Source organism: Mycobacterium scrofulaceum, assembly GCF_001667885.1.
GTDB lineage: Bacteria > Actinomycetota > Actinomycetes > Mycobacteriales > Mycobacteriaceae > Mycobacterium > Mycobacterium scrofulaceum_C.
The window spans coordinates 1-18,592 of sequence record NZ_LZJW01000058.1 but is presented as its reverse complement, the minus strand read 5'-3'; the positions used below and the strand labels follow the sequence as shown (position 1 = coordinate 18,592).

Sequence of the window (18,592 nt, the reverse complement as noted above, 5' to 3'; positions counted from 1 at the left end):
GCGGCCCAGCGTCTCACCGCAGGCTGACGAGCTGCTCCACCGAGTCCTTGGGCAGCTCCCCGTCGACGACCGCCGTGACCGTCATGTTCTGCATGGTGATGGCGCCCCCATGGTTGTCGAGGAACGCGGTGTCGGCCGCGTCCCGGCCCGTGGCGATGCGGAGCATCGACTGCCGGGGGGCCAGGCACGTGGCATCGACGACTCGCCAGACACCGTCTATCAACGCCTCAGCGACGGCGTGGAAATCCATCGGCTGGCATCCAGGTGCGTACACCGCCGCCAATCGGGCCGGAACGTTCACCGCACGCAACAGCGCGATGACCAGGTGGGCGTAGTCGCGGCACACGCCCGCACCCGCGAGCAATGTGTCGGTGGCCCCGTCGATCGGATCGCTGGATCCCGGGACATAGTTGAGCCGGGTGCCCACCCACGACGAGACCTTCTCCAGCAACGTGGCCGACGTGGCGTACTGCTCGAATTCGGTTGCGGCGAAACCGAAGAACTTGTCGGCTTCGGCGTATCTGCTCGGACGCAGATACGTGATTGCGTCGATGTCGTTCACCGGTGCGGGGTCCGCCTGACCGCTGACCGTCGCCGAGTACGACAGGCTGACCGTTCCTTTGTCGGCCGCCACGACATGAATGCGCGACTGATGCGGACCGATGATCTCGCGCGGTTCGACCGCCTTGCCGTTTCGCTTGATCGTCAGGGATTCGCTGACATCGATGCCTGGCTGTCGGCTGACCGCGACCTGGAAATCCAGCACCGCCGGTTCGGTGACCTCGACTTCGATTTCTACACCGACGCTGCGGCCGGCGCCGGTCGTGTTGCTCTCGGTTGTCGCGCTGCGATGTCTCCATGCGGGCATAACTGCGCCCTCTCGTCGAAGCCAGTCGAATCCCGCTCACTTCTTGGCAGGGCTTTCGTGTACGCACTTTCTACAGCACCAGTGCCTCTGGCGCTCGCCGGCAGCATGCCTCGGCTAGTGGCCCGCTCTCTGGGCCAGGTCGATGGCGTACTGGCTGACGAAGGTGCCCGCCGGCGGATCGCCCTTGCCGCATGTCCCGTCGGATTCACCGGGTCGTTTGATCCACAGGTAGGCGTCGGCGTGCGCTCCGGCGGTCGCCGTGGTCGGCGGGGTGCCCAGCGCTCGGCCGCCCGGGTTGCACCAGTTGAGTCCGGAGTCGGGCGCCGGCCCGGCCCCGTTGCGGGACGTGTCGACGACGTAGTGCGAACCGTTCGTCAGCCCCGAAATGGCTTCCCCATAACCGATTTCGTCCTCGGTGGTGAAGAAGTTCGCCGTGTTGACGCTGAAACCACGGGCGTGGCCCACACCGGCCTGGTTGAGCCTGCCCGCCATGTCCTCGGCGCTGTGCCAACGCAAGTGCCCCGCGTCGACGTAGACGGCCGCGGCCGGGTCTCGGGTGAGCGTGTCGACTGCGTACCGAACCAGGTCGTAGCGTTCCTGACGCTGATCCGCCGACAAGCAGTCGGCCATCGCAAGCGCGTCGGGCTCGACGATGATCGCCACCCGCGATGCGCCCACACCGGAGGCGATGCCGTCGATCCAACCGCGGTAATCGGCGCCCGACCCCATGCCGCCCGCGGCGAAGCTGCCGCAGTCGCGGTGCGGGATGCCGTAAATCGTCAGCACCGGGATGGCGCCGGCGGCGTTCGCGTCGCCGACGTACTTCCCGACCGTCCCCGCCGACGAACCCGGGACAATCCAGTAGGCCTGCGGCGTGTTGGCGATCGCGGTCAACTCGGCACTGGGCGGATCGGCACTCTGCGCGGCGCGCATGGCGGCCGAATTCGGATTGACGTAGAACGGCGCACCGGCCAACGGGTTGCCATCGCTGGCCAAGCGCACGGCCGGGTCGTGTGGCGCGCTAGTGGACACACCCACCCAGGCAATGGCCGCAACGGACAAGAAGGGGGCGACACACCGCGCGAGGGAACTGACAGCTGACGAGATCACGATAGGAAAAGTAGTGCCTCGGCGCGTTGACCGCGAATCGCTGTCCCAGAAGGCGACGTGTCGGTGTGTGGCGCGAAATGGCAGCGCCCCGGAACTATCGTGACCCAGCGACAGAGGCGCTCATGGCCTTCGGCGGACGACCACTGGATGCGGTCCGGCTTCGGCTAATGAGCCGCTTTCAGGATCGGCCTGAGATCGTCGAGGCGGTCGAACAGGTGCCAAATGTAGTTGGATGATCCGTTCTCACGATGTGGATGCAGATCGGCGATATCCGGGTCGTTGCAATAGCCGTCGAACGCCTCTCGTGACTCCCACTCCACCAGGATCAGCACCTGGCGCGGCTCGATGTCGCCGATGACGGCATGCTGGAAACTTCCCAGCGCGACGACGCGACCGCCGTGCTTCGCCACCTCGGCGGGCGACCGGCGTGAGTATGCGCGGTACTCGTCGGCGTCGGCGATATCGAAGAGGTTCAGGGCATAAACAGTCATGGGCGCAGACGTTACGTGGCCAGACACTGCGCCGGTGCCCGGCGGCGGAGTGTCGGCGCGTTAGTGTGCCTTGGTCGGCCGCCGCGAACCGGTCGATAGAAAAGTTGAGCAATTCATGACCGCAGCAACGGAAAAGTCAACGCTCGAGTCACGCGTCGGCCACTACTACCGACTCGACGAGCCCTATCGGGTCTCCGCTGAGAAGGTGCGCGAATACGCCCGCGCGGTGCAGGACTATCACCCCGCGCACTGGGATGTCGCGGCCGCGGCCAAGCTCGGATATTCGGGCCTCGTGGCGCCGCTGACCTTCACGTCGATCCCCGGCATGGTCGCCAACCGCCACCTGTTCGAATCGGTGGTCGTCGGTTACGACATGTACCTGCAAACCGAAGAAGTCTTCGAGCAGCACCGGCCGATCGTGGCCGGCGACGAACTGCACACTGACGTCGAGCTGTCATCGGTGCGACGGATCGCCGGCAGGGATCTGATCACCGTGACCAACACCTTCACGGACTCGGCCGGCGAACGCGTGCACACCATGCACACCACCGTCGTCGGAGTCACCGCGGACGACGTCGATCCAGCGATGCTGGCTGCCGCGGAGAACGTGGTCATGCACGACGTGAATCTCGCCGGAATCGACACCTCCGAAGCGGCCTACCGCAAGACCACGCGTCCCGAGGACGACGTGCGGATAGCCCAGGGTGGCACGCAACGCGTCCCGGGCACCCCCTCCTTCGATGACCTCCACGTCGGCGACGAGCTGCCGGTGCACCACGCCCGGCTGTCGCGCGGCGACCTGGTGAACTATGCCGGCGTGGCCGGCGACGCCAACCCGCTGCACTGGGACGAGAACGTCGCCAGGCTGGCGGGCCAGCCCGATGTGATCGCCCACGGCATGCTCACCATGGGGTTGGGCGCCGCGTTCGCCTCCGCGTGGTCGGGCGACCCCGGTGCGGTCACCCGCTACGCGGTGCGCTTGTCGCAGCCCGCCGTCGTGTCGGCCGCGGGCGGTGCAGACATCGAGTACAGCGGCCGGATCAAGTCGTTGGACCCGGGGACCCGCACCGGTGTGGTCATCGTCGGCGCCAAGTCCGGTGGCCGGAAAATCTTCGGCCTGGCGACGTTGAACATCCGCTTCCGCTGACGGTCGCTTCGCGTCGGTAGACGGCGACCAGCGCCTTCGGGGCGCACCGATGCTCTGGCGCCATCTGTCTCCTATGACCGCCGTCACATCGGGCTACGGAATTGCTTCGACACCGAAGCGAGTTGTATGCGCCGTAGCTGCTTCGAGATCGAAGCAATCGATGGAGGAGGACATCATGAAGGCAGTTCGGTACCACGAATACGGCGCCAGCGACGTGCTGCGCTACGAGGACGCTCCGCTCCCCGTGCCGGGCCCCCAGCAGGTGCTGGTCAGGGTCGCCGCCACCTCGTTCAACCCGGTCGACGCCGGCATTCGCGGCGGCTACCTCGCCGAGATCTACCAGGTCGCTTTCCCCCACATCCCCGGAGTCGACGTCGCCGGCACCATCGCGGAACTCGGCGAGGGCGTAAAGGGCTGGAACGTCGGTGATGCCGTCGTGGCGTTCCTGCCGCTGGACGCCGACGGCGCTGCCGCTGAATATGCCCTGGTGCCGGCCGAGTCGCTGGCCGCCGCCCCGACTTCGGTGCCGCTGGCCGACGCCGCCGCCTTGCCTGAGCCGGCACTGACGGCCTGGCAGGCCCTGTTCGAGATCGCGGGGCTCACCGCGGGGCAGTCGGTGCTCATCAACGGCGCCTCCGGCGCGGTCGGCGGCTACGCCATCCAGCTGGCCAAGCAGGCCGGCGCCGAGGTGACCGCCACCGCTAGGGACCGCGACGCGCAGCGACTGCGCGACCTGGGCGCCGATCGGATCGTCGACTACATCGACTACGACCGGTCCCCGATCGAGGTGCACGGCGCCCCGTTCGACGTGGTGCTCAACCTGGTCTCCACCACCGACGAGCAGACCGAAGCGCTGATCGGTGTGGTCGCCGACGGCGGCTTCCACGTCGGCACCATGGTCTTCGGCCCGCAGGACCCGCCCCGCGGTGTCCGCTCCCAGCGGGTGTTCGTCCGCAGCGACGCCGCGCAATTGGCCGGGCTGGTCGAACGCGTCGACGATGGCCGGCTGCGCATCGAGATCGCCGACCGCCGACCACTCAGCCACGCCGCGGCGATCCATGACGACGCCGACAACGGCCGCCTGCACGGCAAAACGCTGCTCGTCCCCTCTGAGCAGTAGCCCAGCGCCACAACCACTTTCACCCGTCCGGCACCCTCGACGCGGTCGCCGAACGGCTGGGCGCCTCGGCCAAGGCCGTGGCCATCGCCTGGCTACTGCACCGCTCACCCAATATCGTGGTCATCCCCGGAACCTCGAAAGTCGCTCACCTGCAAGAGAATCTGGCGGCGGGCGACCTGGAGCTGCCCGCCGATGCGCTGGCAGAACTGGACCGCATGGGATGAGCGCACCGGGCGACGGCCGGTCGTTCAGTTCACCGGACTGGGCGACCCCGCCGCGAATCGCGCGCCCGCACCCTGCCGCATGATCGGTCATGTCAGGCGGCGCCGGCGCGGCGCTTGCGCGGGGCGGCCGACCGCGGAGGCCGGGCGCGCATGTGGTCGCGGGCCTTGCTCATCATGTCCCCAAGCGTGCGCACGTCATCCTCGGACAGCGAATCGAACAGCAGATCTTGCACGACCTGGATGTGACCGGGCAGCACCGCGGCCACCCGGGCGCGCCCCTGTTCGGTGATCTCGACGACGGTGGCGCGTTGATCGTCCGTGGATGCCGTGCGTCGGATGAGGCCTTGGCGTTCGAGCAGGCCGGCCTGATGGGTCAACCCCGAACGGCTGTAGACCACGCCATCGGCGAGGTCGGTCATGGTGAGCCGTTGATCGCTGTCGGCCAGCTTGGCCAGGATCTCGAACTGCACGTAGCTCAGGGCGCCGTCGTCATGCAATTGCTGGCGCACCGCGTACTGCAGCAGGCTGACCGCCTCCATCAACGCGAAGTACGCCCGCAGTTGGGTCGGGTTCAGGGTGTCGGCCACGCCCCCACGATAGTGCTTCGATATCAAAGCGACCCGGTGCGCCGCGGGTTAACACGCGCACCACGAGATCGACTATTCGTTGGTCGCGAGAACCTCAGTCGCGAGGGTCTTTTGACTGGCCGCCCACGACGCCAGGACGGCTAGACCGTCAGCGGCCGGCGTGCCCGCGGCGGCGGTGTAGACGTTGAGGTGCAGATCGGGTTCGGCGGCCAGTTCCATGGACTCGTAGTCCAGGTCGAGCCGGCCGACGATGGGGTGGTGCACACGCTTGCGTCCGGACCGCAGCACCCGCACGTCATGAGATGCCCACCGCTGCCGGAATACCTCACTGCACGTTGATAATTCGCCGACTAGCGCGATCAACTCGTCGTCGTGCGGATTTCGGCCGGCTTCCATGCGTAGCTTCGCGGCGACGTCACGAACGATCTGGTCGTAATCGACGAAGAGAGCTCTTGCCCTCTCGGGGTCGAGGTACACGAACCTCGCGATGTTCGCGGGACGTCGCGGACTGGCCAGCACCGGTGAATACAGCGCGCGGGCAAGTTGATTCATGGCGAGCACGTCGAAGCGGCCATTGCGGATCCATGCTGGTGCATCGGTGATCGCGTCAAGCACCTGTTGTAGCGCCGGGCGCACCGTGACGTCGGCCTTACGACGGCGCGTGCCGCCGGGATTCCCAGATTGCCGTGCGAGATGAAACAGGTGAAGACGCTCCGCCTCGTCGAGTTGCAAGGCGGAGGCCACCGCATCGAGCACGCCGCGGGAGGCACCCGCGAGGCCGCCGCGCTCGATCCGCACGTAGTAATCGACCGATATCCCCGCCAGCAGAGCTACCTCCTCCCGCCGCAGACCATTGACCCGGCGGTTGCCGCCGTAAGCGGGCAGGGTCGTCTGTTCGGGTGCGATCCGGGCGCGACGTGAGCTGAGAAACTCCCGGATCTCGGTGCGCAAATCCGTCGTGGCCATCTCCTCACCGTAGGGCTGTCCCGCACACGAGGGGAGGTCCTGCTGGTACCCCGATGACTGTGTTACCCGTTGCTCCGCTGTCTACGGTTCGCGCGTGCACGCCTAAGTGCCCGACGCGGTTGTGGCTACGCCACCATCGACCGGGACGATAGCGCCCGTCAGATACGCCCCGGCTCTGCTGGCGAGGAAGACGGCAACACCTGCCATGTCGTCGCCGCGGCCGAGCCGCCGCAAAGGGGCCGACGCCGCGATCGCGTCGCCCATCGCATCGAGTGTGGTCGCCATCATCTGAGAGGGGAACACTCCTGGCGCTACCGCATTCACCGTCACGTGCTGCGGGCCCAGTTCCCTGGCGAGCACTCTGGTGAGCTGATGCAGTGCTGCTTTGCTGCTGGCGTACGAGTAGTTGGGCGACTGCGCGACGTGGATGGCAGCGATGCTGCCGATGTTGATGATCCGCGCGGGGTCGTCGGCGGTGCCGGCCCTGCGAAGCGCGGGGAGCAGCGCCTGCACCAGCCAGAACGGCGATTTGAGGTTGAGGTCGATGACGGTGTCCCACGCCTCGTCGGGGAATGTCGCCAGCGGCCCACGCCAGATCGCTCCCGCATTGTTGATGAGGATGTCAAGGCGGCCGGAGCCGACGGTGACCAAGTCGGCGAGACGCTGACACTCGTCGTGTCTGGACAGGTCGGCGGGTATCGCCTGCACCTCGCCGAACTGGGACAGCTGAAGCTGTGCCTCCGCGCAAGCGTCTGCCTTGCGTGAGCTGATGATCACGCGGGCTCCTGCTTGGAGAAGGCCGCGGGCTATCATTCTTCCGATCCCACTGGTGCCACCGGTGACGAGCGCGTACTTCCCGGTCAGGTCGAAAAGCTCTGTATGCGTGCTGAATTGGTTATCGGGCATGCGCAGCCTTCCCCGTTCCGTTGTGCGGCTCGACGTTCCGTGCCGAACCGGTCACAGCAGGTTAGGCCGCCGTTCCTGGCAGCCGGAAGACCTTGGTGGTACAGGTACTGCCCGGGCCACTTTGCACGCCGAGCGACACGCAATTGCCCCCACGCCGCCGGCGGTCCGTGAATGTTTTCGCATGGGCTGTCGGCTCCTGCCGAGACGCCGGTAGAGGCGCTCGACCGAGCGCTTCAACGCCAACACGCGCCTGAGCCGACGTCGCCGACGTGTCTCTGCTAACTCGGCTTGCCGGTGTAGCCGAGCCCGGCTTGAATCACTTCAGCTCGCGGCGAGTCAGATCTGGTCTCACGGCCGCGGCGCGTCACCGCGCCATGTTGGCGAACCGCGACAAGTGCAGCTGGTGCGCGACGGTGACCGTCTTGGTCGGGCCGTTACGGTGCTTGGCCAGAATGAAATCCGCCTCTCCACCGCGCGGGTCGTCCCGCTCGAACGCGTCGGGGCGGTTCAGCAGGATCACCATGTCGGCGTCCTGCTCCAGCGATCCCGACTCACGAAGGTCGGACAGCATCGGTTTCTTGTCGGTGCGCTGCTCGGGGCCACGGTTCAGCTGGCTGATCGCGACCACGGGAACCTCGAGCTCCTTGGCCAACAGCTTGAGTTGGCGCGAGAATTCGGACACCTCGAGTTGCCGTGACTCAACCTTCTTTCCCGACGACATCAGCTGCAGATAGTCGACGACCACCAGCCGCAGGTCGGCCTTCTGCTTCAGCCGGCGCGCCTTGGCGCGGATCTCCATCATGGTGAGGTTCGGCGAGTCGTCGATATACAGTGGCGCCTCACTGATTTCGCTCATCCGGCGCGCCAACCGCGTCCAGTCGTCGTCGCTCATGCGCCCGGAACGCATGTCGGCGAGTTTGATCTTCGCCTCCGCCGAGAGCAGCCGCATGACGATCTCGGACTTGCTCATTTCCAGCGAGAAGATGACACTGGCCAGCCGGTGCTTGATCGAGCAGGACCGCAAAAAATCCAATCCAAGCGTCGAGTTATGGGTGGGAACCATGGCGTTGCTCGCCAAGTACATGTGGCTGTCGTTGTCCACTTCGACGCACCGCACGGGAACACTGTCGATCGGGCGGACATCCACGATGAAGCGTGATCCGGTGCGGGCGGTTCCGGTCGCGGCCCGGCGCTCCTTGTGCAGCATAGCCTTTCGCGGTAGCGCGAACACCGCGTCGTCGGTGGAGAACGTCAGCGTGTAAGCGATGCTGGACGATTCGCTGCGGCCCCGCACTCGCTTGGTCGAAGTCTGGCAACGATAGCCAAGGCTCACGATCAGCTCCGCGACATCGCACGCGAGCCGCTGGTTGGTCACAGCAAACTGAACGGCCCCGCCACCTGTCACGGTCCCATCGGTATCGAGTAGGCCGGCAAGCAGCGCGCGCCGCTGGGCCTCGGATGCCCGCAGGTAGTCCATCGGAATGTGCTTGTTCCCGAGCACTCCGAGCGTCCGCAGCCGCGCCTGCAACGTCCCCACGCCGTTGTGGCAGCCCTGGCACAACCGCAACCCGCAGGACGGCCCGCCGCAGCGCACGCACGTGGGAGCCGGCACCGGAGTGGAGATAAACCGTGCGCGGCCACCGCATGAGCGTCCGCAAGTCCGCACCTGGCTGGTGTGGGGGGTGAAATCGTTGCCGCATACCACGCACTGCCGAGGAGCCGGCTCGGCATCAGCGGGCAGGCGCAGTTGGTAACGGTACTTAGCGGAGCTCGATGGGACCGCGACGAAGCCGTCGGCTTCGATCCGCATAATGAGCTCGGGATCGGCCGTGGTGATCTGGGCCGCGGCGCTGGTTCCGTCGCCGAGCCAGGCCCCGAGAGTGTATGCGGGAACCAACAATTCCCGGTCCGGCAGGTCGAGTGCGCGCGCGTTGACCACGCTGTGGTTCAGCCGCCGGTCCAGCGTGTTGCAGCGCACGGTGTCGGCGATCTCCGCCGTCGTTCGCACCGCCGCGAAGGTGCGCTGATTCTTATACCGGTTGTAGCCCACTGCCGCGGCTTGCGCCGACTTCCGGGATGCCCGCGTTTCGGTCAGCCACTGATGCTCCGCGTCGGCGACGATGACCGTCCCGTCGGAGAACTCCACCTCGTAACAGGGCCGGCCCAGCATCACCTCGGTGGCGGCCACCACCCGGGTTGGCAGTCCGTCGGCGCCGAGCAGCTCGTCACCGACCGCGACATCGCGCATCGTCGTCCAGCCGGTCGGTGTGGGCAACGGCGTGTCCAAGGCGAGTGCCTTGCCCACGCCAGGCCTGGCCGCCACGATGATCATCTGGCCGGCGTGCAGACCGTTGGTCACCTCGTCGAGTTCGGTGAATCCGGTCGGCACCCCGCGCGCCACGCCGCCGTTGGAGGCGATGGCGTCGATCTCGTCCATCGTCGGCTGCAGCAGATCCTCCAGCGGGACGAAATCCTCCGTCGTCCGCCGGTCGGCAACCTCGTAGATCTCCGCCTGCGCGCGATCCACCACCTCGGCCACGTCGGCGCCCTCGGCCCCGGCGTAGCCGTACTGCACGACCCGCGTCCCCGCCTCCACCAGGCGGCGCAGCAGCGCCTTCTCGGCGACGATGGTCGCGTAGTAGCCCGCGTTGGCGGCGGTGGGCACGGTCGAGATCAGGGTGTGGAGATAGGGGGCGCCGCCGATTCGGCGCAGCATCCCGCGGCGGTCCAGCTCCGCGGCCACCGTCACGGCGTCGGCCGGCTCACCGCGGCCATAGAGGTCCAAGATCGCGTCGTAGACGTTCTGATGCGCGGGGCGGTAGAAGTCGCCGGGCCGCAGGCGTTCCAGCACATCGGCGATGGCGTCCTTGCTGAGCAGCATGCCGCCGAGCACCGCCTGCTCCGCGGCAAGATCCTGCGGTGGCTGGCGGCCGAAGTCCTCGCTGGGCGCCGATGAATCCATGCCCGCCGACACGTCATCGACGACCGCCATGGATCCCTCCTCCCCTGCCACGCGACCGAACGTACATTCGAAAACCGGTTTCTTCAGCGTAAGTCAATGGGCCGACACTTTCGTTGCACAGCACTCGCACGCCTCGCGCCGGGACGACGTTAGACGTTGCTGGCTAGTAGGTGAAAGTGCGGCTGTTCATGAACCTGTGCATCGTGTGTGCATATCCGTCGACACCTGTGTTGAGTGGGGTGTGGAGAACCTGTGTATGGATTCAAGGGGCTACGACATCGCTGCTGTTAAGGGCCATGTAACGCGACGAATTTCGTGTGGACAAGAATCTCTACGGCGTGTCGTCGCAGGTTACTGCTCCGGGCGTGTTGGCTTTCAGCCACATTTTCGCAGCGTTACGGCAGGGTAAAGAGGACCCCCGGCGTACACCGCAGCAATAGTTCGCTAGGGCGCGCGTCCGCGACGACGGCCCGTATTGCCGCGGACTGTGTCGGCTGCACAACTGAGCCCGGCGGCGGCCGAAGCTGGCCGCCGCCGGGTGAGGGCAAAGGTTGCCGAGTTAGCTCTCTGCGACAACCTCGAGAGCGACCTCGACGTCGACCTCGGGGTGCAGATGCACGGAAACCGGATGGGTGCCGACTGCCTTGATGTGCGACTTGGGCAGGCGAACGATTCGCTTGTCCAGGTTGGGGCCGCCGGCCTTCTTGATGGCCGCGACGACATCCCCCGACGTCACCGAGCCGAACAGCTTTCCGGAATCGGCCGCGGTGCGCACCGGCAGCTGAACGGGGCCCAGGGCCTCGATCGCCGTCTTGAGTTCGTTGGCGTGCCCGAGGTCGCGCACCGCCTTGCTTTCGCGGGACCGACGGATCTCGTCGGCCTGCTTCTGCGCGCCGCGGGACGCGAGGATCGCCAGGCCGCGCGGGAGCAGGAAGTTGCGGCCGTAGCCGTCCTTGACCTCGACCGTGTCGCCGACCGTACCGAGGTGGTCGACGTCAGCCGTCAATATCAGCTTCATCGTTGTTCGTAACTTTCGCTCGAGCTTCGGCGGTTATCGCGCCGAGGAGGTGAAGGGCAGCAAAGCCACCTCGCGGGCATTCTTCACCGCGATCGCGATGTCACGCTGGTGCTGCACGCAGTTGCCGGTGACCCGACGCGCCCGGATCTTGCCGCGCTCACTGATGTAGGTGCGCAACAACGCGGTGTCCTTGTAATCGATCGATTGGCCCTTCTTGGCGCAGAAGACACACTTCCGCGTCTTGACCGGCTTTTCCGGAGCCGGACGTCGCTTGCTGGACTTCGCCATGACTGTCTTTCTTTCCGTTTCTTACTGTTGAAGTTCTTTAGAACGGCGGTTCGTCGTCGCCGCCGCCGAAGGACCCGGACGCCGGGGCGCTGCCCCATGGGTCGTCGGCCGGTGCGCTGCTCGCCGGTGGCGCCGACCCCTGCCGGGACCCGCCTCCGCCGCCGAAGCCGCCACCGCCGCCGCCGCTGCGGCTGGCCTTGTTCACCTTGGCGGTCGCGTAGCGCAGCGAGGGCCCGATCTCGTCGACCTCCACCTCGACGACGGTGCGCTTCTCGCCTTCGCGCGTCTCGAAGGACCGCTGCTTGAGCCGCCCCGTCACGATGACGCGTGCGCCCCGGGTGAGGCTCTCGGCTACGTTCTCGGCGGCTTCCCGCCAGATGTTGCAGCGCAGGAAGAGGGCCTCGCCGTCTTTCCATTCCCCGCTCTGGCGGTCGTAGATCCGCGGTGTCGACGCCACGGTGAAATTCGCGACGGCGGCACCGGACGGGGTGAACCGCAGTTCGGGGTCGGCGGTCAGGTTTCCGACGACGGTGATGGTGGTGTCACCAGCCACAATTTCCTCCTAGGTCCGCCCTGCTGCTCGCATCTTGAGACGGTGGATGGCACGTATCCTCGCTGAGCCTACGCAAGTCCACCGACGGTGGGCCCGCGACTCAGCCACAGGTGTTAGTGCTTGTCGATGCGCATCACCTTGGTGCGCAATACCGACTCGTTGAGGCTCAGCTGGCGGTCGAGCTCGGAGACCGTCGCCGGCTCCGCCTTCAGGTCAACCACGACATAGATGCCTTCGGCGTGCTTGGCGATCTCGTAGGCCAGCCGGCGCCGGCCCCAGATGTCGACCTTCTCTACGGTTCCGCCGTCTTTGCGGACGACGTTCAGGAACGTCTCCAGGGACGGAGCTACAGTGCGCTCGTCGAGCGTGGGGTCAAGAATGACCATGATTTCGTATGGACGCATGGAAACCTCACCACCTCCTCTGGTCTGTACGGCCACGGTCGTTCCGTGGCAGGAGGGTCGCCTGCGTCGGCAACCGCACCAGGCTACCGGATGGGCGGGGTGGCCTCCAAAATCCCGGCCGATCCGGGCGCCAGAGCAATCCGCCTACTGCCGGGCATCCAGGTATTCGGTGGCCCGCGTGATCGTCGCCTGATCGGCCTTGGCGAGGGAACCCGTGTCGAACGGCGGCTGGGGGTCGTATTCGATAAGCAGCTGCGCGGCCTGCGCGGCCCGCCGATCGACCAGCAGCTCGACCAGCCGCAGGGCCATGTCGATGCCGCTGGACACCCCGGCGGCGGTGATGATCCGCTGTGGGAGGTGCTCGACGACGCGGTCCGGTACGTATTCGGCGCCCAGCTCGTTGAGCAGGTCGCTGGCCCGCCAGTGCGTCGTGGCGGTGAGCCCGTCGAGCAGGCCCGCCGCCGCCAACAGCAGCGCACCGGTGCACACCGAGGTGGTGAACGTCGTGGTCGGATGTACCGCTTGCAGCCAGGTCCGGATGGTCTCGTCGTGAATCAGCCGCCGGGTGCCGATCCCGCCGGGAACCAGCACCACATCCGGCGAGGTGACCTCGTCGAATCGCGCGTCGCAGCACAGGCCGAGCATCCCGTTCTCGGTCCGCACCTCGCCCCGGCGGTGACCGATGAACACCACCTCGACCGACGGAACGCGTTGCAACACCTCGTAGGGCCCCACCGCGTCGAGCGCGGTCACCCGGGGGAACAACGGGACGGCGACGAGAGTCATGGCGCCACTCCTCCTATCCCGCCTACGCCGGCATCATCGTCGTCGGCGCGCGTCATGGCGCCACCCCGGCCGGCACCGCCGATTCGGCGTCGGGGTCGGGCGCCGGCGCGCGCCGCAGGCCGGCCGGCCGCAGCCAGCCCGGCAGCCATCCGGGCGGGGCGTCGGGGGCGCGGTCGAAGGGGCCGCCAGACGGGTCGTCCACCCGGCCGCCCCAGCGCACCAGGTCTTCGTCGGGCCGGTAGATCTGGCGAATCACCAAAGCGCACAGCACGACGACGGCGATGTCGCGCAACAGCACTGTCGTGGTGAAGAACTGCTCGGGCAGCGAGCGGTTCGGATTGCCATACAGGTAGTACATCCGCGGTACCCACACCACCGCGTCGATGGTCATCCACGCCAGCAGGATCCGGCGATGCGGCAAGGCCAGCACCGCCAGCGGCACCAGCCACAGCGAGAACTGGGGGCTCCACACCTTATTGGTCAACAGGAACACCGCCACCACCAGGAACAGCAGCTGCGCCAGCCGGGGCCGCTGGGGGGCGGTCAGCACCACGTATGCGATTGCGGCGCAACCGATTACGAACAGCACCGTGACCACGGCATTCAGCACGGTGGGCGGCTCCCAGAACCCGAGCTTGGGGTCGAATCCGTGCCAGCCGGTAAATGTCTTGACGACGTTGTACAGCGAATCCATGTCGTCCCCGCGCCGGGTGTTGAGCCGGAAGAATTCCGACCACCCTCGGGGAAACAGCACCATGATCGGCAGATTCACCAACAACCACGTCAGCGCCGCCATGCCCGCGGTGCGCGTCACCGCGCGGAAGCGTCCCGTCCGGATCGCCAGGGCCACCATCGGGCCGAGGAACAAAAGCGGATACAGCTTGGCCGCGGCGCCCAATCCGATCAGCACGCCGGCCAGCACCGGTTTACGCCGGGCCCACGCCAGCACCCCGGCCATGGCCAATCCCGTTGCCAGCGCGTCGAAATTGGTGAAGATCTGAAAAATCAGCAACGGCGACGCGGCGACGAGGGCCGCATCCCATATTCGGCGCCCCGCCAGGCCCGCGGTCGCCCAAACGGTGGCCAACCACGCCAGCGCCAGCCCGAACGCCGCGAAGTTGAAGAACATCACCACCTCGGCGACCACCGGGAGCGGGGCGAGCTTGCTCAACGCGGTGTAGGTCTTGGCCAGTGCCATGGACACGTACTGGTACATCCCGGTCAGCACGGGATACTCCATGTAGCGCACCGCGGGGCGGCCGTCGTAGCGGGTCTGCGGGGTGCCGCTGCCGTCGGTCTCAATCCAGCTCGACTTGTACGGAAACTTGCCCTGACTCAACAGCTCCGCCCCGTAGAGCGGCACCGTATCGGAGTAACAGAGCTCGTAGTACGCGCGTTGGTTCTCCCAGTTGGCCACCCGCTGATCGCCGGTCCCGGTTCCGGTGCTCTGCAGGCAAGCCGCCTTCGTCGACCAGCCGAGCGCCAGAAACACCAGCCCGATCAAGAACATCACTCGCAGCGGCGTCATCACCCGCGTCCGGCCGATCAGCGCGTGCCCGCCCACCGGCCCCCCGACGACCTCCGCCAGCGCGGCGCCCAACGAGTCGGTGCGGCTGGGGCAATCGCGGTTGTCGACGCTGCGCAGATCGCCGGCCAACCGCGCCGGAGAAATGGTGGCGCTGCGCTGCTCGGCGTCGGTCACGGCGGCGGTTGCGGCGCGGGAGCTTGCGGGCCGCCCGGCGGGACGCCCGGCTCGGGTCCGCCTGGGCCGCCTGGGCCGCCCCCGCCCGGGCCTGGCGGCGCGTTGGTGATCGTGGTGGGCGGGCCGACCGGGATCGTGATGCCCGGCGCTACCTCAATAGTGGGTTGTATGACGGTCACCGACGGCGCCGGCGGCGGAGGCGGCGGTGCCGGGACGCCCGCGTAACCACCGATCTCGGTCGGCTTGGGGAACGACTCGTTCGACGTGCCCTTCAACGCGCCGTCCATCGTGGACTTCCAAATGTCCGACGGTAGCCCCGAGCCGTAAACCGGTGCGCCCGAAGCTGTTACGAGGGGCACGTCGCCTTTCGCGGTGCCGACCCACACGGCCGTCGATAGAGACGGCGTGTAGCCGACCATCCAGGCGTCCTTGTCGGCGGTCGTGTCGCCGAGCTGCGTGGTGCCCGTCTTGGCCGCCGACGGACGGCCGCCGGCCAGGGCGTGCCCTCGCGAGTAACTGGCGATCGGCTCCATGGCGGCGGTGACGTTGTCGGCGACGGCCTTCGGAATCCGCTGCTCGCCGTTGTTGTCCGACTTGCTCGCGTCGAAGAGAACCTGCCCGTCGGAGCTGACCACCTTCTGGACGAAGTGCGGCCGGTGGTAGAGACCCGAGGCCGCCAGCGTGGCGTACGCGGAGGCCATGTCGATCACCCGAGTCTGGTACTGCCCCAGCACAACCCCGTTGTTGGGTGGTCCGCCCTTGCCGTCCTCGGACAGGGTGTGCTCCACACCCGGGAAGCTGGTGGCGATGCCCGCCTGGTGCGCGGCGTCGGCGACGGCCTGCGGCCCGCCCTTGAGCTTGAGCATCAGCCGGTAGTAGGAGGTGTTCAGCGATTGCTTGAGGGCCTGGGCGATGTTGCACGTGCCGCAGCCCTCACCGTCGACGTTGGTGATCTTGATGCCGTCGACCGTCAGCGGCGAGCTGTCGACCTGGTAGCCCAGCCCGATCCCCTGCTCAAGCGCGGCGACAAGCGCGAATACCTTGAACGACGAGCCGGTTTGCAGCCCAGCCTGCGCGAAGTCAAAACCCTGGGCGTCCGTACCGCCGTAATAGGCGCGTATCGCCCCGTCGTGCGGGTCGATCGACACCACGGCTGACCGCATGTCCGGGTCTTGTCCGTCAAGGTATTTCGACACCGCCTTCTCCGCGGCCTGCTGGGCTTTCGGGTCGATAGTGGTGGTGACCTGCAACCCCTGGGTATTCAGGGTCCGCTCGTCGATGTTGAACAGTTCCATCAACTCTTTGGTGACCTGACGCTCGATCAGGCCGTTGGGCCCCGTCGTCTGGTTCTCCGCGCGCGCCTGGTCCGGCGGTACCGTCTGCGGAAACTCCTGCGCGGCGCGGTCACTGGGCGACAGCGCCTTGGTCTCCACCATGCCGTCGAGGACCCAGTTCCATCGGGCCCGGGCACCCTGCGGGTCGACGGCCGGGTCCAGCGACGAGGGCCGGCGAATCAGCGCGGCCAGCAGTGCGCCCTCCGAGACGGTCAGCTGCTCGACGGGCTTGTTGAAGTAGGCCTTGGCGGCGGCGGAGATGCCGTAGGCGCCGCGGCCGAAGTAGATGATGTTCAGGTAGGCCTGCAGCACATCGTCTTTCGACCACTCCCCCGACATCTTGGTGGCGATCACGAGTTCCTTGGCCTTGCGCATCAGACCGCTGAGGCCGTGCTGAGCCGAACCCACCAGCGCGTTCTTCACGTATTGCTGAGTGATCGTCGACCCGCCCTGCAGGTCGCCGTTGCCGAACAGGTTGTTGTTCACCGCCCGCGCGAAGCCGGTGAAGTCGAAACCGGGGTTCGAATAGAAATTGCGGTCCTCGGCGGCGATCACCGCCTGCCGCACGTGCACCGGCACCTGGCTGATGTTCACATCGACCCGATTGCCTTCGGGCGGGATGATTTTGGCGATCTCGGATCCGTCGCTGGCCAGGATGGTGGACACCTGGTTCGTGCGCAGGTCGCCCGGCTTGGGAATGTCGACGATGAAATACGCCATCGTGAACGTGACGATCGGCAGCAGCACCAGCACCGCCGCCGACAGGTAGGCCGCTCGCCGCACCCACAGCCAATTGATCTGTTGCGTCCAGTGGACGTCGCCTCGCGGCCGGCGGCCGAAGCCGTCGGGGCCGCCGGGCCGTCGCGGTCCCGGCGGCGGCGGTGGTCCCTCCGGTGGACCTCCCGCGCTCGACCGGTGGCGCCGCGGCGGCGTCCGGCTGTCCAATGCGGCCTTGACTTCCTCGAGCGCATCCCGCTGCAACGGCGTGGACGGGGGACCTTCCAGCGCGGCTTTAACTTCCTCGATGCTGGGATCGGGGCGCCGGGGTGACCGGTCGTCGACGACCGGCGGCAGGATCGTGGTCATCCGGTCGTCCGGGGGAACCCCGCGCCGTTGACCGGGCGCCGACGGCGCGTTACGCGGGCGCTCGCCGCTTCCGTGTTTGCCCACGCGTTCAGTCGCCGGCCCATCCGCGTTGTTGGACGACTGGTCGTGGCGTCCGTCGTTATTCAATGGCCGTGCGCGCGCCGTTTCGCGCCGTCCGCGTGGTGCGGGTGCCCTTCGGTGGGCGCGCCGCGCCGAGCACGTACGACTTGACCAGATGATTCCAACTGCAGGTTCGGCACACCTCCACCACGTGGACGGCGAACTCCTCGAAACGAGTCGCCAGCAGGACCAACTCTTCGGCCGTGCGGGCCGATCCGGACACCGCGCCCAGGTGTTCGCCGAACACCCATGACACCAGCGTCAGCTGTTCCTTGCGGCAGATCGGGCACATGACCTGGCTCGGTTTCCCGTGAAACTTGGCGGCGCGCAGCAGATAAGGGTTCGCGTCACACACCTCGGACACGCCGGTGCGGCCCGAGTACACCTCGGCCAGCAGGGCTCGCCGCCGGAGCGCGTAGTCCACCACTTGTCGCTGCAGTCGCACGCCCACCAGAGTACGTCTCCATCCGGACGGCCGATACGCAACCAAAACTGTGGCGCCCGGAGCCGGGTGATCGTTCGGTCCTTTCCCTGCCCAACCGCGGCGGGACTCTACGATCATCCCCGTGGCGAAATGGCTCGGGACATCGCTCGGCGGTGGCGCGGCGGCGAGCACCCGCGCCAAAGACGTCAACCGGCAGGACGCCTGCAAGATCCTCGACAACGCCCTCAACGACGGCGAGCTTTCCATGGAGGAGCATCGGGAACGGGTGAGCGCGGCCACCAAGGCCGTCACGCTCGGCGACCTGCAGGATCTGGTAAGCGACCTGCAGACCGACAGCAGTGCCCTGCCGACGACCGCCGCCAAGAGCCGGCCGGTGCCGCCGAGGCTCGGGGGCTGGGGGGTGCTCGCCGCCGCATTCGTCGTGTCGGTGCTGCTGGGCATCGGCATCGGGTGGGGCATGTACGGCAACACCGAG

Annotated in this window: 18 protein-coding genes and 1 pseudogene; 4 read left to right on the top strand and 15 right to left on the bottom strand. The window is 67.1% G+C overall.

The genetic code is table 11. From position 1 onward, the window contains the following. Positions 1-13 precede the first annotated feature (13 nt). The 3 genes from A5681_RS07895 to A5681_RS07885 form a co-directional block, all read right to left on the bottom strand. Complete coding sequence (locus A5681_RS07895; RefSeq protein WP_067271738.1) at positions 14-868, bottom strand: transglutaminase-like domain-containing protein; 855 nt, start codon at positions 866-868, stop codon at positions 14-16. A gap of 114 nt (positions 869-982) precedes the next feature. Then, a complete protein-coding gene (locus A5681_RS07890) occupies positions 983-1,975 on the bottom strand; it encodes a glycoside hydrolase family 6 protein (RefSeq protein WP_067271922.1) in 993 nt (330 codons plus the stop codon). Positions 1,976-2,142: 167 nt separating this feature from the next. Then, entirely contained in the window at positions 2,143-2,469 is a 327-nt protein-coding gene (locus A5681_RS07885; protein ID WP_067271735.1) for a DUF1330 domain-containing protein, read from the bottom strand. Between the two features lie 115 nt (positions 2,470-2,584). On the opposite strand from A5681_RS07885, the gene A5681_RS07880 reads away from it, so the two are divergent. The 3 genes and pseudogenes from A5681_RS07880 to A5681_RS26390 form a co-directional block, all read left to right on the top strand. Continuing rightward, positions 2,585-3,616, top strand: a complete 1,032-nt coding sequence (locus A5681_RS07880; protein ID WP_067271732.1) for a fused (3R)-hydroxyacyl-ACP dehydratase subunits HadA/HadB — start codon at positions 2,585-2,587, stop codon at positions 3,614-3,616. Positions 3,617-3,791: 175 nt separating this feature from the next. Then, positions 3,792-4,736: an NADP-dependent oxidoreductase gene (locus A5681_RS07875; RefSeq protein WP_067271920.1), complete on the top strand. Its 945-nt coding sequence runs from the start codon at positions 3,792-3,794 to the stop codon at positions 4,734-4,736. Positions 4,737-4,777: 41 nt separating this feature from the next. Then, a pseudogene (locus tag A5681_RS26390) lies at positions 4,778-4,960 on the top strand (aldo/keto reductase); the annotation flags it as partial. Between the two features lie 92 nt (positions 4,961-5,052). Here the strand turns inward: A5681_RS26390 and A5681_RS07870 are convergent. From A5681_RS07870 to A5681_RS07815, 12 genes are all read right to left on the bottom strand, one after another. After that, positions 5,053-5,547 carry a MarR family winged helix-turn-helix transcriptional regulator gene (locus A5681_RS07870; protein ID WP_067271730.1) on the bottom strand — a complete coding sequence of 165 codons (495 nt, stop codon included), beginning with the start codon at positions 5,545-5,547 and terminating at the stop codon, positions 5,053-5,055. 72 nt (positions 5,548-5,619) lie between these two features. Continuing rightward, the gene (locus A5681_RS07865) at positions 5,620-6,513 is read right to left on the bottom strand and encodes a helix-turn-helix domain-containing protein (protein ID WP_067271728.1); all 894 of its coding nucleotides are present in this window, start codon (positions 6,511-6,513) and stop codon (positions 5,620-5,622) included. A gap of 102 nt (positions 6,514-6,615) precedes the next feature. Next, positions 6,616-7,419, bottom strand: coding sequence for an SDR family oxidoreductase (locus tag A5681_RS07860; protein WP_067271725.1), 804 nt, complete (start codon positions 7,417-7,419; stop codon positions 6,616-6,618). Between the two features lie 364 nt (positions 7,420-7,783). Then, positions 7,784-10,411, bottom strand: coding sequence for a replicative DNA helicase (gene dnaB / locus A5681_RS07855; protein ID WP_067271722.1), 2,628 nt, complete (start codon positions 10,409-10,411; stop codon positions 7,784-7,786). Positions 10,412-10,940: 529 nt separating this feature from the next. Continuing rightward, positions 10,941-11,399 carry a 50S ribosomal protein L9 gene (gene rplI / locus A5681_RS07850; RefSeq protein WP_067271719.1) on the bottom strand — a complete coding sequence of 153 codons (459 nt, stop codon included), beginning with the start codon at positions 11,397-11,399 and terminating at the stop codon, positions 10,941-10,943. A 33-nt stretch (positions 11,400-11,432) separates the two neighbouring features. After that, entirely contained in the window at positions 11,433-11,687 is a 255-nt protein-coding gene (rpsR, locus tag A5681_RS07845; protein WP_046182476.1) for a 30S ribosomal protein S18, read from the bottom strand. Between the two features lie 37 nt (positions 11,688-11,724). Continuing rightward, positions 11,725-12,240 (bottom strand): single-stranded DNA-binding protein, encoded by a 516-nt coding sequence (locus A5681_RS07840; protein ID WP_067271716.1) that lies wholly within the window; start codon positions 12,238-12,240, stop codon positions 11,725-11,727. A gap of 113 nt (positions 12,241-12,353) precedes the next feature. Next, positions 12,354-12,644, bottom strand: coding sequence for a 30S ribosomal protein S6 (gene rpsF / locus A5681_RS07835; protein WP_067271713.1), 291 nt, complete (start codon positions 12,642-12,644; stop codon positions 12,354-12,356). Positions 12,645-12,788: 144 nt separating this feature from the next. After that, entirely contained in the window at positions 12,789-13,430 is a 642-nt protein-coding gene (locus A5681_RS07830) for a DJ-1/PfpI family protein (RefSeq protein ID WP_067271711.1), read from the bottom strand. A gap of 52 nt (positions 13,431-13,482) precedes the next feature. Further along, positions 13,483-15,132, bottom strand: coding sequence for a glycosyltransferase family 87 protein (locus tag A5681_RS07825; RefSeq protein WP_067271709.1), 1,650 nt, complete (start codon positions 15,130-15,132; stop codon positions 13,483-13,485). Beyond that, positions 15,129-17,699, bottom strand: coding sequence for a transglycosylase domain-containing protein (locus A5681_RS07820; RefSeq protein WP_156737893.1), 2,571 nt, complete (start codon positions 17,697-17,699; stop codon positions 15,129-15,131). The genes A5681_RS07825 and A5681_RS07820 overlap by 4 nt, the downstream gene beginning before the upstream one ends. Then, positions 17,692-18,117 (bottom strand): DUF5318 family protein, encoded by a 426-nt coding sequence (locus A5681_RS07815; RefSeq protein ID WP_067271917.1) that lies wholly within the window; start codon positions 18,115-18,117, stop codon positions 17,692-17,694. The genes A5681_RS07820 and A5681_RS07815 overlap by 8 nt, the downstream gene beginning before the upstream one ends. 121 nt (positions 18,118-18,238) lie before the next feature. Between A5681_RS07815 and A5681_RS07810 the strand changes: the two genes are divergently transcribed. Next, on the top strand, positions 18,239-18,592 hold a 354-nt coding region (locus A5681_RS07810; protein ID WP_156737892.1), incomplete at its 3' end, for a DUF1707 SHOCT-like domain-containing protein.

Bases quoted from the DNA above. Each gene is read 5' to 3' on its own strand.
- A5681_RS07830 (WP_067271711.1), bottom strand. From the start codon at position 13,430: ATGACTCTCGTCGCCGTCCCGTTGTTCCCCCGGGTGACCGCGCTCGAC.
- rpsF (WP_067271713.1), bottom strand. From the start codon at position 12,644: ATGCGTCCATACGAAATCATGGTCATTCTTGACCCCACGCTCGACGAG.
- dnaB (WP_067271722.1), bottom strand. From the start codon at position 10,411: ATGGCGGTCGTCGATGACGTGTCGGCGGGCATGGATTCATCGGCGCCC.
- A5681_RS07865 (WP_067271728.1), bottom strand. From the start codon at position 6,513: ATGGCCACGACGGATTTGCGCACCGAGATCCGGGAGTTTCTCAGCTCA.
- rpsR (WP_046182476.1), bottom strand. From the start codon at position 11,687: ATGGCGAAGTCCAGCAAGCGACGTCCGGCTCCGGAAAAGCCGGTCAAG.
- A5681_RS07880 (WP_067271732.1), top strand. From the start codon at position 2,585: ATGACCGCAGCAACGGAAAAGTCAACGCTCGAGTCACGCGTCGGCCAC.
- A5681_RS07860 (WP_067271725.1), bottom strand. From the start codon at position 7,419: ATGCCCGATAACCAATTCAGCACGCATACAGAGCTTTTCGACCTGACC.
- rplI (WP_067271719.1), bottom strand. From the start codon at position 11,399: ATGAAGCTGATATTGACGGCTGACGTCGACCACCTCGGTACGGTCGGC.
- A5681_RS07875 (WP_067271920.1), top strand. From the start codon at position 3,792: ATGAAGGCAGTTCGGTACCACGAATACGGCGCCAGCGACGTGCTGCGC.
- A5681_RS07885 (WP_067271735.1), bottom strand. From the start codon at position 2,469: ATGACTGTTTATGCCCTGAACCTCTTCGATATCGCCGACGCCGACGAG.
- A5681_RS07895 (WP_067271738.1), bottom strand. From the start codon at position 868: ATGCCCGCATGGAGACATCGCAGCGCGACAACCGAGAGCAACACGACC.